This window comes from Leptolyngbya boryana PCC 6306 (assembly GCF_000353285.1).
GTDB classification, from domain to species: domain Bacteria; phylum Cyanobacteriota; class Cyanobacteriia; order Leptolyngbyales; family Leptolyngbyaceae; genus Leptolyngbya; species Leptolyngbya boryana.
Genome location: NZ_KB731324.1, coordinates 153,393 through 169,016 on the forward strand (window position 1 = coordinate 153,393; position 15,624 = coordinate 169,016).

General features: G+C 46.1%; 16 protein-coding genes. All 16 read right to left on the bottom strand.

Features of this window, described 5'->3' with window-relative positions; genetic code table 11:
* Nucleotides 1-6 precede the first annotated feature (6 nt).
* Entirely contained in the window at nucleotides 7-948 is a 942-nt protein-coding gene (locus LEPBO_RS0100710) for a UDP-glucose 4-epimerase family protein (RefSeq protein WP_017285602.1), read from the bottom strand.
* A complete protein-coding gene (locus LEPBO_RS0100715) occupies nucleotides 945-1,700 on the bottom strand; it encodes a glycosyltransferase family 2 protein (protein WP_017285603.1) in 756 nt (251 codons plus the stop codon). Before LEPBO_RS0100715 ends, LEPBO_RS0100710 begins: the two co-directional genes overlap by 4 nt.
* Entirely contained in the window at nucleotides 1,697-2,281 is a 585-nt protein-coding gene (locus tag LEPBO_RS0100720) for a WcaF family extracellular polysaccharide biosynthesis acetyltransferase (protein ID WP_017285604.1), read from the bottom strand. The genes LEPBO_RS0100715 and LEPBO_RS0100720 overlap by 4 nt, the downstream gene beginning before the upstream one ends.
* Before the next feature lie 9 nt (nucleotides 2,282-2,290).
* Nucleotides 2,291-3,139 carry a hypothetical protein gene (locus LEPBO_RS0100725; RefSeq protein ID WP_144056116.1) on the bottom strand — a complete coding sequence of 283 codons (849 nt, stop codon included), beginning with the start codon at nucleotides 3,137-3,139 and terminating at the stop codon, nucleotides 2,291-2,293.
* 35 nt (nucleotides 3,140-3,174) lie between these two features.
* Complete coding sequence (locus LEPBO_RS0100730; RefSeq protein WP_017285606.1) at nucleotides 3,175-3,888, bottom strand: FkbM family methyltransferase; 714 nt, start codon at nucleotides 3,886-3,888, stop codon at nucleotides 3,175-3,177.
* An 8-nt stretch (nucleotides 3,889-3,896) separates the two neighbouring features.
* Nucleotides 3,897-4,874 carry an SGNH/GDSL hydrolase family protein gene (locus LEPBO_RS0100735; protein WP_017285607.1) on the bottom strand — a complete coding sequence of 326 codons (978 nt, stop codon included), beginning with the start codon at nucleotides 4,872-4,874 and terminating at the stop codon, nucleotides 3,897-3,899.
* A gap of 24 nt (nucleotides 4,875-4,898) precedes the next feature.
* Nucleotides 4,899-5,456, bottom strand: a complete 558-nt coding sequence (locus LEPBO_RS0100740; protein ID WP_017285608.1) for a YdcF family protein — start codon at nucleotides 5,454-5,456, stop codon at nucleotides 4,899-4,901.
* Nucleotides 5,457-5,511: 55 nt separating this feature from the next.
* Nucleotides 5,512-6,276 carry a glycosyltransferase family 2 protein gene (locus tag LEPBO_RS0100745; protein WP_017285609.1) on the bottom strand — a complete coding sequence of 255 codons (765 nt, stop codon included), beginning with the start codon at nucleotides 6,274-6,276 and terminating at the stop codon, nucleotides 5,512-5,514.
* A 58-nt stretch (nucleotides 6,277-6,334) separates the two neighbouring features.
* The gene (locus LEPBO_RS35715) at nucleotides 6,335-6,976 is read right to left on the bottom strand and encodes a hypothetical protein (RefSeq protein ID WP_017285610.1); all 642 of its coding nucleotides are present in this window, start codon (nucleotides 6,974-6,976) and stop codon (nucleotides 6,335-6,337) included.
* A gap of 304 nt (nucleotides 6,977-7,280) precedes the next feature.
* Nucleotides 7,281-8,432, bottom strand: a complete 1,152-nt coding sequence (locus tag LEPBO_RS0100755) for a glycosyltransferase family 4 protein (RefSeq protein WP_017285611.1) — start codon at nucleotides 8,430-8,432, stop codon at nucleotides 7,281-7,283.
* Nucleotides 8,429-9,595: a glycosyltransferase gene (locus LEPBO_RS0100760; RefSeq protein WP_017285612.1), complete on the bottom strand. Its 1,167-nt coding sequence runs from the start codon at nucleotides 9,593-9,595 to the stop codon at nucleotides 8,429-8,431. The genes LEPBO_RS0100755 and LEPBO_RS0100760 overlap by 4 nt, the downstream gene beginning before the upstream one ends.
* Nucleotides 9,592-10,755: a glycosyltransferase family 4 protein gene (locus LEPBO_RS0100765; protein ID WP_017285613.1), complete on the bottom strand. Its 1,164-nt coding sequence runs from the start codon at nucleotides 10,753-10,755 to the stop codon at nucleotides 9,592-9,594. The genes LEPBO_RS0100760 and LEPBO_RS0100765 overlap by 4 nt, the downstream gene beginning before the upstream one ends.
* A 9-nt stretch (nucleotides 10,756-10,764) precedes the next feature.
* Nucleotides 10,765-12,099 carry an O-antigen ligase family protein gene (locus LEPBO_RS0100770; protein ID WP_017285614.1) on the bottom strand — a complete coding sequence of 445 codons (1,335 nt, stop codon included), beginning with the start codon at nucleotides 12,097-12,099 and terminating at the stop codon, nucleotides 10,765-10,767.
* Nucleotides 12,100-12,123: 24 nt separating this feature from the next.
* Nucleotides 12,124-13,401, bottom strand: a complete 1,278-nt coding sequence (locus LEPBO_RS0100775; protein WP_017285615.1) for a glycosyltransferase — start codon at nucleotides 13,399-13,401, stop codon at nucleotides 12,124-12,126.
* Nucleotides 13,385-14,443: an NAD-dependent epimerase/dehydratase family protein gene (locus tag LEPBO_RS0100780; protein ID WP_017285616.1), complete on the bottom strand. Its 1,059-nt coding sequence runs from the start codon at nucleotides 14,441-14,443 to the stop codon at nucleotides 13,385-13,387. Before LEPBO_RS0100780 ends, LEPBO_RS0100775 begins: the two co-directional genes overlap by 17 nt.
* 12 nt (nucleotides 14,444-14,455) lie before the next feature.
* Nucleotides 14,456-15,550: a glycosyltransferase family protein gene (locus tag LEPBO_RS0100785; protein ID WP_017285617.1), complete on the bottom strand. Its 1,095-nt coding sequence runs from the start codon at nucleotides 15,548-15,550 to the stop codon at nucleotides 14,456-14,458.
* Nucleotides 15,551-15,624 lie beyond the last annotated feature (74 nt).

A 15,624-nucleotide genomic window follows, 5' to 3' on the forward strand; every position in this document is an offset into this window, starting at 1 on the left:
AACAAGTCAGTGTGTATCTTGGAACCCTCTCGCAGTTTGTTCCAGACCTTGTTCGAGGGTAAACGGAGGCTGCCAATTAAGAGTCTGGCGAAGCTTTGAACTATCGATCGTCAGTGAACCAAATAAACGATCGAGCGTTGCCGTTTTACCCAAGATCCGGGCGAGGTTAGTTAGTATTACAGGCGAGATTGGCATCAACCGGACAGGTTTACGCATCGATTCCGAAATTTTTCTAACGAGTTCTGGGGTAGAAACGTCTGTGCTATCACTGACAAGAAACGTCTGTCCAGCGGCTTGAGGATGTGTGGCGCAAGTGACGATCGCATCCACTAAATTGCCGACATAGACTAGACTCCGCTGGTTGTGAATTCCACCGAGCGGGAGTGGAATGCCTGTTTTGACTAGGTTCATCAAGTTGAGAAAATTCGCTTTGACCCCCGCTCCATAAACTAATGGGGGGCGCAAAATTACAATCTCTAAATCAGTGGTGGCTGCAATCTCATTGAGCGCACATTCTGCTTCCCATTTACTGATGCCATAGGCATCAGCAGGTTGAGGCGTACTGCGCTCGGTGTAAGGTGATGCTTGTCCATCTCCGTTGACTTTAATCGAACTGAGATAGACAAAGCGTTTGACTCCAGCAGTAGCAGCAGCGATCGCGAGCGATTTGGTCGCTTCAGTATTGACTGCCCGAAATTCACTCAAGGGATCAGCCGCAGTATCGTTCATCTGATGGACTCGGGCTGCAAGGTGAATGACAACATCGATTTGAGGCAGGATGGGATGATCATCCAATTCTGCGATCGAGGAGACTAAAATTGGTGTTACAGAGGGAGGTAACACTGCATCACTGCGAACTACGCCATAAACGGTATGTTCTGAATGTTCTAAAAGCTGACAGAGGGCTGAGCCAACAAAGCCAGTTGCGCCAGTAATCAAAAAGTTCATGCGGGGCGTGCGACGAGTTGAAAGACCTTAACAAAGTATTTAGACAGAACCTTGGTCATGTTTGTTTGGATGCCATTTTCTAGGCATCCTCGAACGATCTCTCGGTTCAGAATCCAATTGCTTGAGAGATTTGCAGTGCTAGCTCCTCCAGTCCGCATCTTGACGAGAACTTGTGGAATGTAGTGATAGCTCATTTGATGAATTGCCAGAAATCGAATCAAGAGTTCATAGTCTGCTGCAATCTTATAATCGGTTTTGAAAAAACCATAGCGATCAAATGCCCATCGTTTTACGACAAAAGTCGGATGAGCAGGCATCCAACCATAAGCAAATTTATCCGGATGGAAATGGGCAGAACTGTAGTAGCGCACGATTTTATCTGGCTCGTCATGCTTCACGTATACGAGATCTGCAAATACAGAATCGACTTGGTGCTGCTCGAACTGATTGACGATCGTGGAAATAACGTGTGAATTGAGATACACATCATCTGCATTCAGAATTGCGATCGCGTCGCCTGTCGCGAGCTTGATGCCTTTATTCATTCCGTCATACATGCCGCGATCGGGTTCTGAGACAAATCGAGCAATGCGATCGCCATAAGATTGAACAATTTCGACCGTATTATCTTTGGATGCTCCATCAATAATGATGTGTTCAATATTGGGGTAATCCTGAGCAAGAACGGATTCGATCGTGTCTCGAATCGTGGCAGCAGCATTGTAGGTAACAGTAATGATAGAAACTTTCATGGGTTTAACAGACTAGAAGAAAAGCTTTGCTCTTTGATAGCGCGAGGTTTAATCGCAACCGCAGGATTGCCCGCGTAGATGGTCCAAGAAGTCAGTGATTTTACAGCAACGCTTCCCAAGCTCAGAACCGAGCCTTCGCCAATTTCAACACCGGGAGCGATCGTCGATCGTGCAGCTAACCAAGCGCCAGATTTTACGGTAATGGGTGCAACTCGCAAATCAAAAGTTGAAGCTGTCCAATCGTGATTACCAGTACAGAAATAAACCGATTGGGACACACAGATATGATCCTCTAAAACAATCGGAGCAAGATTATCAAACCAGGCATTTTCTCCAATCCAGCAATGATTCCCGATCGTCAATCGCCACGGAAATTTTACTTGGACTCCCGGTTTAATTCGGACACCTTGCCCGATCGATGCGCCAAACGATCGGAGTACCCTAACTTTGAGACTCGAGATCGGGAGCAATCGACTTCGGACAATCGGATCTCCGATGAAAAACCAAAGCAATTGTTTCCAAGCAGGTGCGCCGGGAGTGTATTCGCGAATTGTGTATTGATCAAGATGAATAACTGTCACAGTTCTATCTCAGAGCGTTGCTTTGAATTTGACGGTTTCTTGCCACCAAGCTTGTGTTGTATCAATGTTGTATGTTCTGGGTCGGTCATGTCCTGCCCAATCCCAAAGCACCACACCATTCGCACCACGATCACGAACCGTTTCTAGCTGCGTTCGCCAGAAGTCACCATTAATAAACTGATTCCGAAGTTGGCGATTGCTGCCGTGATACCGACACCACAAATACGGATAGACAGGCTTCCCAAATTGTTGTGCCTCTTCAATGTTTGCATTGGCATACCTCACCCATCCAGGAACACGGTCATAAAAGGTATACAGTGAAGGAGCTAGAAAATCAGCAGCATCTGCAATCGGCTTAAGAAATTGATTGATTCTGCGCCAAGATTTCATGGCTGCGGGATGACCGTTTACAGGTGTCCAATAGTCTCGAATAGGCGGTAGTGCGTACACTCCCAATTTCAGTGAAGGAGCTGCTTCTCGCATCCATTCAATAACTCTGAGATACTTATCAATGTTCTCTCGCACTTGCGCTTCAGAGTGTTCATTGATTTTGACTGCCCAGTGTTCAATGTCGATTGTAAAGTACTCATATTTTTTCGCCGCCGTTCGCGCGACGTTCTGCGTAGCTTCTTTGTCGGGAGTCTCTCGGACTTTTGGCGTTTTGAAAAATCCGCGATCGTCAATTCCCATAGGCACAAGTCCGATCTCAGGTTTTTGATAAGCAACGAGTGAATCGAAGAGAATGAAAGACGCGGCTCGTTTGACTGGGCGCGATTCAACTTTCTGACAAGCACTTGGTAGCAGCAAACTTCCTCCCATGAGAGTGAGAAACTGCCGACGGTTCCAATTCATAGACATCTAAAGAAGCTCCTAGATTTGGACAGGCTTTTGATTTAACAGATTGCACCTTCGTAGACAAAGCTAAATTCTTCGCCTGTTCTCGATGCCGCAAACAATGAATATCTCAGGCTTTGAAGTGTGCGAATGGCTTGCTTGGTCTTCTCGCAGCCGACATTCGGAAAGCGGTGATGAAATTCAATTAACAATTGTTCTGGTCGAATCTGCGATCGCGCCAGACTGTCTATTACCTGATATTCTGCGCCTTCAATGTCCATCTTCAGCAGATCAATGCGATCATGCTTCAGTTCTCGCATGATCGTTTCTAAGCATTTGACTGAGACAGTGATTGCATTGGTCTGGGTAGTTGGGCGATCGAGCAAGGTATGTGAAACGTGCTGAGCATTTTCAGGCGGGTTAAACGAGACTGTGCCATCAAAGTCTGCTAACCCATACTCGTGCATGATAAACGGTTGAGTGAGCTTTTGTTGTCGTACCCACTCAATCGATTTTGGAGTCGGATCAAACGCATGAATGGTTACCCCAAAACGATTCATCATTTCGAGATCAAATGAGATATCTTGCCCGACCCCAACCGAATAAATAATTGAATCAGGGCGAATTCGATCAACCATCACATCCCAACCGCCATAGTCTGAACCGAGCCGCTGTTTCGGATAGTCCCGATCGATGGTGGCGAAGAAATCTTTCCCAATTAACGTTCTGCCGATTCTTCTTAGCTGTAATAGATAGTTCATTACTGTTACCATGACTCAAATTATGGGTTGCACCAGGTCGATTTTGCTTGAATACAAAGCTGTTGAAATAAGAGATCTGCAACCGCCTGATTGCCTGTTTCGCTCAGATGAATTTCATCAATGAAGTACTGCGATTTTTGTTCGACTGGAATCGATGACCAAGCTTGATGCACATCAACTACAGGGAGCTTCATCTGGTTTAACAGTGCAAAAAACTCGGCTTTGTATAAGGGCAGTTGCGGAGTCGGAAGCACTTCGTCTCGATAGGGCGTGTATAGCACGATGATGGGAACGTTTTTGGTCTCAGGTGCGGTTCTAAGTGATCGCACTTCATTTTTCAAGCTCTGACTATTTCGTGCAAACCATGCGGCTTTATCTTGAGGCGATCTCGCTTCAGCATAAGCAGGCATGATCAGGGCTTGACGAACAAATCGTCGAAGAATATAGCGTGACCAAAGTTCTGAGATCGCTGACCAAGGACGTTGATTGGGAAAACTCGGATCAACTCCAATTAGTGTTCCAAGACTGGTTCTCTGAATTAAATCGCTTGTGCCAATCTGAAAGATAATGACATCGCTTTGAAAGCTGCCAAACTCCCGCAAGTATCCGATCCGATTTTCGATGCCCCACGACCCTGTAGACGCATTCAGAACTTCGATCGAACCACCGAGGAGTCCGCGAAACCGCTCGGTAATTGTGTGAGCTTGATCGGTCTGTACGCCTCCATTGAGAACCGAATCCCCGATCATTAGAATTCGTCGAGTGTTAGGGGGTTTAATTGCTGAAATCGGAGGATTGCGCTGAGAATATTGATTAATTTCAATGGATTTCCCAAATCGAAACAGTTTTTGATTCGGCTGAAATCGGTAGCCTGTCTTTGAATCGGCTTGCAAGAGAGGCGGATTCCCGAATCCAAAAATCAGGCGCAGTCCCAGTTCAAGCACCGCAAAGCTCAGCCCAAGTCCGAGCAGCAAGATTGCAAAAGGTTTGAGTTTCATTGGCCCAATCAAATAAGCGCTAAGTTATCGAAATCGATCGCGCAAACTTGCTCCGGTTCGCCCTGTCATGAACCACACTATCGATCGTCCTACATCTCGGAGAATTCGTAGTTTTGATTCCTGGCGATGCACTCCAGACACTTCTACAGGCGTGAACGTAATGCCCTGGCTGCCAAATACAACAGTCGCGATCGCTTCAGATCGGGGCATGTGATAGTCCGAGGTCACAACATAAACATGCTGAATTCCCATGCGCTTGAAGTCAGGGACAACTGTTGTGAAGTTGGTCACGGTGTCGGTCGCACGCTGATCGAAATACACGCGAGAGCGGGGAATGCCTGCAGTCTGAAAAATCTGTTCGGCTTCAGAAGAACCTGTCGAGACCCAAATTTTTAGAGAAGGATAGCGTCGAGCAAGATGTACTGCATATTCTTCGCGATCGGAACTTCCTCCCAAAATCAAGATGATTTCGGGGGAAGGGGATTGCTGACGCGCGATCGCGAGTCGAGCCGGAATGTACCCCAAACCTAACGCAACGCCAACAGCGGCAATGCACCGGAGCAGTCGAGAATGAATAGACACGGTAGACTTTGTTCATGGTAGAAACCCTGAACAAAGTCTACCTGTTTTGCTTCTGTTACGAACTCTCCTCGGCTTGAATGAGATGGATCGATAACAAAATTTCGGCAAGCACGCGCTGAAAGGTGTAGTACCAGCCTGCCCAACCGTCGAGAATTCCTCCTTTGAGAATCAGACAGTAGATCAAAATTACAAAGGGCGCGAGAATCTTGGTTTTGCGAATTCGATCGCCTAAACTCAGTTCATCTGCTGAAGTCGATCGTAGTTTTTTGACTTCTAGCACCATGTAGCGATCTTGTGCCCAGAGCCAGCGGCTCAGAGGTTTACGATCGTCATGGAAAATTGGAGCTTTGAGCGTTGATGATCTGCCTTTGACCTTGAGCAATTGAGTGTGCCCATCGTCGATATAAACGGCGTGATCACGTCGGAATAATGCTTCGCGCGGTGGCAACAAGGTTCCCCGGAGCGGCTTACCAAACACACAGTACGTAAATGAAATGAAATAGCTATCGATCGCCGTATGCGGATCTAAAGTTTTCATCTCTTCGATCAAAGCTTGACTTAAGGTATAGTCCGCATCAAGCGACAGTACCCATTCGGTTTGAACTTGATCGATCGCATAATTCCACTGATTAGCGTGTGTGTCAAACCTTCGCTGGAGAAGCTTAACCTGAGGATAGGATTGAGCAATATCAAGGGTACGATCTTGACTGTAGCTATCGACAATCACGATCTGTTTTGCCCAGGTGAGATGCTGGAGTGTGCGACCGAGGTTCGCTTCTTCGTTATAGGTAAGAATAACTGGAGTGATGGTATTCAGCATAAGAATAAGTTAATCGACAGAAGCTGAATCGTCTTCAGGAGAAGATTCAGCAAGGTTCTCAGATTCTTCTAAGATCAACCGCAACACGCCCAACTTGGAAGAAATACATCAACCAACTCACGATTCCGATTAGTTTTGCTCCATCTTCTAGAAGGTATTGATTCCCAACTAAGCGATACGCTCCATCAATCGCAACGGAGATACCGAAGCAAAACAGCGCAACACCGAGTAGACTATAATCAGTTTGGCGAATCACTGAAGAAGAGCTAAATAGGTAGAATACAACTAATCCCCCATAGCACAGCAGCACTACTTTTTCTGAGATTCCCCAAGCTGGAAACACAGCTTCATGCAGAAGAAAAGCATCATCTAAACCTAGAAGTAAGCTGAGCAGTCCAGCGTTCAGAAAAAATCGTTTGAGTCGATGTAGATGCGATTGATTCCAGAGAAGAGAAGCGTTAAAGAAGCAGAGCGTGACTGAAGCTGCCCAAAAAAATATTCCAACTTGCGACAAAAAACCAGTATAGGCAGGCATCTTTCCCACACTGACGGGATCTTTCGTTAATTGTTCAATTGGAATATTACTGCTGTAGTGTAAGAGCAATAAAATCGCGATCGGGATGAATGAGAAGATGAGCGTAAAACCAATTAGAGGACGAATCTCTTTGATGAGTCGAGGTGAATACGGTAAGTGCTTCATTATTGATTTCCCTTGAAAATGATCTACAGCACCCCCAGTCTTCGTCGTGTTGAATCCATTTTTATCTCGGGCTTCTGTGATGTGGGAAGCGATCAGGATGTGATCTGGACGACATTGACAATGGGTTACATCATACAAAGGAAATTCTGCTACTGCAAGGAATGAAACATGAACTTCATTATTGTGATATGAAAAGCAAAACTAGCACAATTCCTCGATTTGCTTCCAAATGGTACTTTTTCTTGCCATTTGATCTGGTACATTGTTTGAGCATGCCTGCTCATCGTGCTGTTGGCAGTGCAACTTATTCATGCTGGCTTGCGACCTCCTTATCTAAGTCAAGTAACGCTTCAAAATCGGCTAAGTACTGCTCTGCGACATTGCGATAGCTAAATTGTTCAGCTTGTTGTCTTGCTTGGATTTTCATCGATCGAGTCCTTTCCCAATCACAAAGCGCTCGTTTCAATACAGTCGCTAAATTCTCAGTCGCTTCAGCACTGCGGTGATCAAAAAAGAATCCGGTGGTTTGATCTGCGATGAAGTCCTTGAAACAATCTAAGTTTGATACGATCGGAACAAGCCCAGTCGCCATCGCTTCGAGCGGTGCAACTCCAAAGGCTTCTCCTTTCTCAGCAAGCGACGGATAACAGAATAAATCTGCTTCTTGATAAGCTCTAGCAAGTGCTTCTGGATCAAAAATCGGCGCAACAAACTCTACTTTCAAGCCTTCAGCTTGCTGCTTCAACTGATTGAGATAGTCTGCGCCACCCCCTCCTTGATGGGTTCCACTAGGACCGATAATTCTTAATCGAACTGTCGGCAACTCTTTTGAGATGAGAGCGAAAGCAGCGATTAATAGATGCAATCCTTTTTCAGGATGAATCCGACCCACATAGAGAATTACTTTTTCATCTCGGTTCTGATATAAATTGGTGGCGGGCTGGAACACTGTGGTACTGATCGGATTGGGCACGACTTTCATCCGGGATATTGCACTGGGATATTGCGCTGCGATCGCAGTCTCCATGGCACGAGATGCAACCGCAAATCGATCAACTTGTCTATACAGAAAGTATTGTCCTTTCGGAAACCGTCCTACATTCACGACCACTTTTTTGATGTTCGGATGCAGCGGTGCAAAGACCGGAAGCCAAAAGTCATTAATGATCAAAATATCGGTTGACGGCAATGTAGGTGCAGTAGTGAGTGCATAAGAGAGATCTTTGATTAAGTCAATCCAGATTTTAGTCGTCCAGGTAAATCCACCACGACGGACATACTGAACACCGTTGAGTACCTCAAGCGCGGGCTGACCTGAAAACGATCGACAAAGCATGATTACTTCATGTCCCAATGCTGCAAATTCTTCTGCAACCCCTTGCCACCGCCGATTAACTGCGCCCCCTTGAATTGCAGGGACAGGCAACCAAGGACCCATTGCGATCGCGATTTTCATACAGGAACCTGCAACGAAGAATGAGAAAGAATTTCTTGATAGAGATCAATCATTTGTGTCGCGACTTGATCCCAGGTATAGCGATCCAGAATGAACTGTCGTGCCTGTTGACCAAGGGCTGTTGCTCTGGATAGATCAGAGAAACATTCGATTAAAGCATTTGCGATCGCATCTACATCGATATCCGTGACGTAGGCGACATGTTTTGCTTCTGGAAAGTTACAGCCAGTGGTAATGATGCAAGGTAGACCTGCTGCCATGCCTTCTAAGACCGAAACGCTAAAGCCTTCAGAATAAGAAGGCGCAATGTAAGCAGTTGCAGCTGCGAGAGCAGACTGTTTGAGAGTGCCGCTGAGATTTCCAGTGAAGGTCACTTTATCGAAGCATCCTGCATCAATAAAGAACTGTTTCGCTCTTTCTAAAAAACCAATTCCATCCGGTCCCGCTACAACTAAATGAGTGTTGGAAAAACTGCGATTCAGTTGAGCAAATGCAGGAGCTAGCAAATCTAATCCCTTTTTCGGATCAATTCGTCCGAGAAACAGAAGTAAATCTTTTCCCTGGGTTTGAGGAAACTGTTTGTAGAATTGCTCTGGGTTAAGAGATTGCTCAAACACAGATGAACTAATGCCATTCGGAATAAATCGAATTCGATCGTGAGGACACCGAGCCGCAATCGATTGAATCTCTGGGCTAGAAGTCGCGTTAATCACAGCCGCGTGCGTTAGATTCTTCTCCTCCACGAGGCGAAATCCGAACGCTTTACGACGCGGTTTATGTGCAAATGCCCAGGGTTCTAGCATTCCATGAGGCGCAATCAAATAAGGAATGTTCCGGCGACGTGCGATCGCGGCTGAAGTATAGCCAGAATAACTAAACAATCCGTGAACGTGAACTAAATCATAGTTCCGAACGTTCTGGGTTAGCCAGCGTCTCAGAGGCAGGGAAAAGGTAAATCGCTCAATATTCATACGCTCGAATAGATGAACCCGATTTGCAATCATACTAAAATCGACCAGTTCTGCTCCAGACCTCGTGATCACAGTTGCAATCAGGCTTGTTTCAATGCCTTGATGCACTAAAGCATCGCAGAGATTGACGGCAATTCGGGCTGTCCCGCCTGTTCTTTGTTCCAATCCTCCGATCGCATGGAGCACTCTCATGACGTACTGCCTCCTCCCGCTGTTTGAAACACATCTTTTGTAGAACGACAGAGTGAGATCTGTGCCGCTCCGACTAATCCCTGAGCAAAATAATCTGGAGAGAACTTTTGAATGTGCGCGAGTGCGGCTTGTCCCATTGATCGCGGATCACCTTGAGTCATTCTCAGCATCAATTGAGTCAATTGCTCCGAATCAAGGGGATCAAATCCCCATCCATTCGTGCCTTCGACCAACAAGTCTTCGTAGCACCCGCACGTTCGAGAGAGCAAAACAGGTAAACCTGCCGCCATTGCCTCATTCACGACCAATCCCCACTGTTCTTGTAAACTGGCATGAATGAAACATTGCGCATGCGCATAGTAAGGCAGTAACGCTTCTTGCTGTAAAAATCCAGGTAAGTGAACCTGCGCTGTCAAATTTAAGGCTTGAATCTGCTGTTCAATCTCCGATCGCTGCGCTCCGTCTCCGCACAACACCAGATGCCATGATGGATCACCGACTTGATTCCAGTAATTCGCGTACGCGGTGAGCAGTCGAAATAGATTCTTCTTGGGAACGAAACGATTGACAGAAAGAAAAAAGGGTTGACCGATAGGATTCGGCAGTGATCGAATTTGATCGGGATGAAACGTTGCATTTCCGACCACATTGTATCCAGTAAAAATTCGCTCCTCTGGCACTCCAAGCCTCATTAAATAGCGCTTCTGAGGCTGTCCACCCACAAGTGCGGCTCGATACTGCGTGAGCAAGCCTCGTTTGATCCATTCTTGCCAAGTTTGACGCGCAGCATCATCTTCTTTCGTTGCAGAAATCAAAATAGCTGCTTTGCGATGAGAGACTGTCCAGCTTAAAGCAGCCAGCATGCCTGGGTGAGCATATCCCGCGATCGCTAACACATCTGGTCGCAGCCGATTCAGTCCCTGATAGATCTGAGCAATTAATTCAGAAAGCTTCACAGAGGGCAGTGACTGAGGACAAAGCGTAATCAGTGGGTAAGGCAGATTCTCGACGTTCGCTTGCCACGCATAGTCTGTATCAGACCGAGCAAGTTCGATCGCGCTCACCTGCCATCCAATTTGGTGGCAATGGTGATAAAGTCCTTCTAACCGTGCCAGATGATAAGGACCATAGTTCGTAAACAGAACCGCAATGTGAGTCATAGCAACACCCTAGATGCTTTTCCGAAAGGCTTCTCGCTGCGATCGTAAATACGCAAGCAACAAACCCGTTGAGCAAATTGGCAAATAATTCCGGTACGGATCACCGTGAAACGAATAAAGACAAACTGCCTGCACAAAAACAACCAACATAAAGCAAGTCACTACAGAAAAATCGCTCCGAATAAAACGCTCTGGATTAATCTGCTCACTCGCTTGTCGTACTCGTTTCGCTGTTAGAAATATCGCTTGTACGATATGGTGAACAATGTAGAAAAAAGGAGCAATAAACGTTGCAACCCCCAAAATGCCAAATTCTAGCGCTACTTGTAGAAAAGCATTGTGCGTTGCATATTGTGCATATAATCCTTGTCCAATCAGCGGATGTGCGAGAAAGCCCTCAAAAGCAAATTGAAACATTTTTTCCCGTCCTCGAATTGAGCGATCTTCCGTATTTCCACCAGAGATTACTTGGAACAATGCATCAATCCGCTGCGAACCATTCTCGATCGCAGTTGTGAGCGGAGGAGGTTCAGTTATCATCCCGGTACTTTGTCTAGGAGCGGCCATTAACGGGCCTAACAGCAACATACCACTAAGCAACACCCCGCAGACAAAAGTAACAGTGGTTGTGACTCTAGCAATGGATCGACCGGATTGTGTGATGATCCGCGTGACATAGAGAGCAACAACTGCAACTCCCAATAGAATCGCAAGTGTTGCACTTCGAGTACCAGAGAAAACCGTCACCATCAGTCCTGGAACACTTAACCCCAGCCAGATTGCTTTAGACGAAGGCTTTGCTTTCAGCCAGAGGATCAAACAGGTGAGAAACGCATACGCTCCAGTATGTCCTACATTGATTGGATTGCCAGCCGTTCCTGCAACTAAGCGCCGTCCATGATCTGCCCATGATGCGGTTCCTGTAGAAACTTGTGCCATCAGCAAGAGCGCAGTTGCGACTGCGACTCGATTTGAGGTATAGCAAGCAATCTTTAGCTGCTCAAACGAAAAACTTTTTGCAACCGCCAAGGCAAACCAGTAGAGACTTGCATAGATCAGAAGGTTTTCAGGAAAAATCTCTGGGGTTCGCGTGGTGAAAAAGTCATAGATAAACAGGACAGCAAAGATCAAATACAGGAACTCGATCACTCCGAATCGGAGTATTCGTTTCCGGGCATCTGGATCAATTAGATTGAATAGAAATGGAATGCCGATGGTTAGCGCTTGATAAGCTGCGGTTAGGATTGCTGTATGCACTCCTGCCAGACTCGCGATCAAGAAATAGAAAGTCAGTCCGTGCATATAAAAGCCAAATGAAACCGCTGCGATCGTTGACCATTGCATTGATCTATACCCTGTAAGAAAGAACTAAACTTGCGATCGATCGAGCAGATTGTCCAGAATGGTTTTGACAAATCGCTCTGCTTGATTTTGCTGAAGAAACTGTTCTGTTTTTGCCGCATTGACGCTGATCGCACCCTCGATCGATTGAGCGATCGCACTCGAAATTTGAGCAGGATCAGTCGCATCGATCGTGATACCAAGCTCATACTGTCTTGTTAACGCACCCAACAAGCCATAGTTAGAAGCGATCACAGGGGTTTGAGTCGCTGCGGCATGAGCGAGTACAGAACTCATTCCCACATGTCGTTGATAGGTAGCAAACACGCGATCCGCGGTTTCAAAACAAAGCTGTACCTCCTGACCTTTGAGATAGCGATCACGTAAAATCACTTGTACTGGAGTTGCTTCCACGGATGCGATCGCTGATTCAATTCGTGATCTCTGATCAGCATTAATCGGTCCTGCAAGCAATAGGCATACTTTTTGAGCAATCTCAGTAGGAACCTGCTGAAGGGCTTGAAGGACTGGAAAAATTCCCTTACGGTCATTTAATTCCCCAAACATCAGAAACACTTGCCGACCTACTTCGATATCTAGCTCTTGTTTGAACTGTGATCTCACAATTACATTCGTTGGCTCAATGCGAACCGGATCAGCTAGAGGGAGAATTTTGGCTTGAGTGTTCGGATGTAGCTTTTGAATTTCTGCGATCGCGAATGGATCAAGACAAAACAATGTTTTCAGGTGCCGATTGCGAAGAATCTGAGCCAGAATCAATCGCTGTCGCCATTGTCGAATGCGCTCTTTCCAAGATTGCTGCTGCTCTAAAAGCTTTCCATAGTGAAACGCTGGACGAAAATAGATGCCTGATATTGGACAAGGCGGTACTTCCCCCCAACAGAGCGGAAGCTGAAGACTATCGAGATACATCAAAACACCTTCAGTTGCCTTGAGTTGTCGAGCATATTGACAGAAAAGTTTCCACTCGATCCAAGACTTTGCAACAGCCGATTTTGCCTGTTGAAATGCGGCATATTCGGCTTCCGAAATCGCTGTGAATTCGATCTCGCTTTGCTCAGATTGCATTGATAGGGCAACAACATCCGAATGTCGATCGACAAACTGCTGAGAAACAACAACACAAAGCTTTCCCGGAATCTGGGTGTGATGCCAATACTGTACTAGATGGTTGATATAAACCGAATGATGTCCGGTTGCTTTGAGGTCAAACAGCAGCAGCACAGGGTGAGCCACTGTTGAATCCGCAGAACCCGATATCATTTGGCTAACGGACTGAAGCATATCTCGTATCCTCTGCCGTAACGATTTCCTGCAAAATATCCGTAATACTGCGTGTGATTTGCCATTCAGGGAAATGGCTTTTGAGCTTGCGTAAATCAGAAATGTAGCAAATGTGATCTCCAATCCGGTTTTGTTCTACATACACCCAATTCACAGTTCGTCCGGTCAATTGCTCGACTAAATCAAAAGTTTCTAGAATCGAGATACTGTTTTCGCGTCCTCCACCCAGATTGTAGACCTCGCCTGGTCTAGGATTGCGCCGAAATGCTTCAAATGCTTGAATCACGTCATAGCTATGAATGTTGTCGCGCACTTGTTTTCCTTTGTAACCAAATACACGATAAGTTCCACCTGTAACCGCAACTTTTATCAGGTAAGAAAGAAAACCATGCAGTTCGACTCCAGAATGAGAGGGACCTGTGAGACAGCCGCCGCGAAAGATACCGACGTTCATACCGAAATAGCGTCCGTATTCTTGAGCGACAATATCAGCTGCGGTCTTGGAAGCTCCAAACAGAGAATGTAAAGTACGATCGATGCGACAGTCTTCAGAAATGCCGTGATAGTCTGCTTCGTTGGCATAGTCATAGCGCTTTTCGAGTTCGACGCGCGGCAGTTCATTCGGAGCATCGCCATACACTTTATTCGTGCTCATGTGAATGAAGACTGCTTCCGGGCAGTATTGCCGAGTTGCTTCAAGCAAATTCATTGTTCCAAGCGCATTCACCTCAAAGTCCAAGATGGGAATCTGACAAGCTTTATCGTGAGACGGCTGCGCGGCACAGTGAATGATCAGATCAAAAGCATGGATTTGAAATAGCTCAAATAGACGATCGCGATCGCGAATATCAATGCTATGCGGCTTGAAATTTCTTGTTTTTGCACTCAGACGCTGAAGATTCCAGGTCGTATCGCCTTGTGCACCGAAGAATTCAGCCCGCATATTGTTATCGACCCCGATCACCTCGTGCCCTTGACGATCGTAATATTCAACCGCTTCAGAGCCGATCAAACCGTTGGAACCCGTGACTAAGACTTTCATGATGTTGTTAGATTAAGATGGACTTGTACATGCTTGTAGACAATCAATCACCCGTTTCTCGTGCGCAACAGGGCGATCAAGCATTTCAGGACATTTAAGCGAGCGACTCATCAATTCTGTTAACTCAATCCAATCATCATATTGATAGACCCCAGCATAATCAGAGGTACTTCTCGAAGCATTCCGATTTGCAATCACAGGAATGCCAGCAATAAGCAATTCGGGAATTCGAGTGAGTGCCCCAGACGTGGGAACTTGATGAATGAGTGCCGCTTTGGCAGACGTGAGAAACGCTTGTAATTGTTCAGGAGTGACACTGCCATGTACAACAAAATCAGCAGACTCGCAGTATTCTTTGAGCATCTCTGTGCCATACCCGACAATATCCACTTCAAAGGGAAAAGTTTCTCTGGCTTTCTTGAGCCATTCAATTTGCTCGATCATACCGTTACGAGTTGGCGGATTTTTCGCATTGCCATGAATTAGAAAGCGATCGTTTGTCATATTTTGCCTTGCTGCTCGAACCTTAAGAAACCGCTCTAGAACAAGTTGAGGAGGATAGTAAGGCAGATAATGAGCATTAGCTCCCTTCGTGCGAAGTAGCCATTCTTCCTCACGAGAAATACAAAACACCCAGTCTGCTTTGACTAACGCTTGCACTTCTGTTTCAAAATTCTCAAAAATCGCTCCCTGATCTGGAACTAGTGCTTCTAGATTATGAGGAAATGCAATAACCTTAAAGTGCTGTTCTGCTGCGACAAACGGTGCAACATAGTTCTTTGTTGCTTCCCAGATCAAGACTTTGGTGCCTGTATGCTGTTGCAGGACTCGCTGATAGAGCTGACGCTGAAATCCGCAAAACGCGATCGAGCGAAATGCAGAATTGATCTTCAAGTGATGCTTCGCGATAAATTGCCAGGTAGCAGGATCCAAAACGGCTTTGAGCGCAGCAATCGATCGACTCTGAGCCGATTTGAGAAGCGTGCGCGAAAACGGCGTTATCTCTAGATTTGCTTTCCCGATCAGTTCGGCAATTTGTGCGGTACGATGATCGCCCCCATGACCGTTTGCATTTGTTGTAAAAAACGTATCGACTAGAAGACTCATGTTATTTCGTTCAGCAGTTTGTCGCTCCCAGAATTTTCGATAGCTTCTTGAAATGTGGTGAAACATGCTGTGAT

Excerpts from the sequence above, each read along its gene's own strand:
- LEPBO_RS0100710 (WP_017285602.1), bottom strand. The coding sequence starts at position 948 with ATGAACTTTTTGATTACTGGCGCAACTGGCTTTGTTGGCTCAGCCCTC.
- LEPBO_RS0100715 (WP_017285603.1), bottom strand. The coding sequence starts at position 1,700 with ATGAAAGTTTCTATCATTACTGTTACCTACAATGCTGCTGCCACGATT.
- LEPBO_RS0100725 (WP_144056116.1), bottom strand. The coding sequence starts at position 3,139 with ATGTCTATGAATTGGAACCGTCGGCAGTTTCTCACTCTCATGGGAGGA.
- LEPBO_RS0100730 (WP_017285606.1), bottom strand. The coding sequence starts at position 3,888 with ATGGTAACAGTAATGAACTATCTATTACAGCTAAGAAGAATCGGCAGA.
- LEPBO_RS0100735 (WP_017285607.1), bottom strand. The coding sequence starts at position 4,874 with ATGAAACTCAAACCTTTTGCAATCTTGCTGCTCGGACTTGGGCTGAGC.
- LEPBO_RS0100745 (WP_017285609.1), bottom strand. The coding sequence starts at position 6,276 with ATGCTGAATACCATCACTCCAGTTATTCTTACCTATAACGAAGAAGCG.
- LEPBO_RS35715 (WP_017285610.1), bottom strand. The coding sequence starts at position 6,976 with ATGAAGCACTTACCGTATTCACCTCGACTCATCAAAGAGATTCGTCCT.
- LEPBO_RS0100755 (WP_017285611.1), bottom strand. The coding sequence starts at position 8,432 with ATGAAAATCGCGATCGCAATGGGTCCTTGGTTGCCTGTCCCTGCAATT.
- LEPBO_RS0100760 (WP_017285612.1), bottom strand. The coding sequence starts at position 9,595 with ATGAGAGTGCTCCATGCGATCGGAGGATTGGAACAAAGAACAGGCGGG.
- LEPBO_RS0100765 (WP_017285613.1), bottom strand. The coding sequence starts at position 10,755 with ATGACTCACATTGCGGTTCTGTTTACGAACTATGGTCCTTATCATCTG.
- LEPBO_RS0100770 (WP_017285614.1), bottom strand. The coding sequence starts at position 12,099 with ATGCAATGGTCAACGATCGCAGCGGTTTCATTTGGCTTTTATATGCAC.
- LEPBO_RS0100775 (WP_017285615.1), bottom strand. The coding sequence starts at position 13,401 with ATGCTTCAGTCCGTTAGCCAAATGATATCGGGTTCTGCGGATTCAACA.
- LEPBO_RS0100780 (WP_017285616.1), bottom strand. The coding sequence starts at position 14,443 with ATGAAAGTCTTAGTCACGGGTTCCAACGGTTTGATCGGCTCTGAAGCG.
- LEPBO_RS0100785 (WP_017285617.1), bottom strand. The coding sequence starts at position 15,550 with ATGAGTCTTCTAGTCGATACGTTTTTTACAACAAATGCAAACGGTCAT.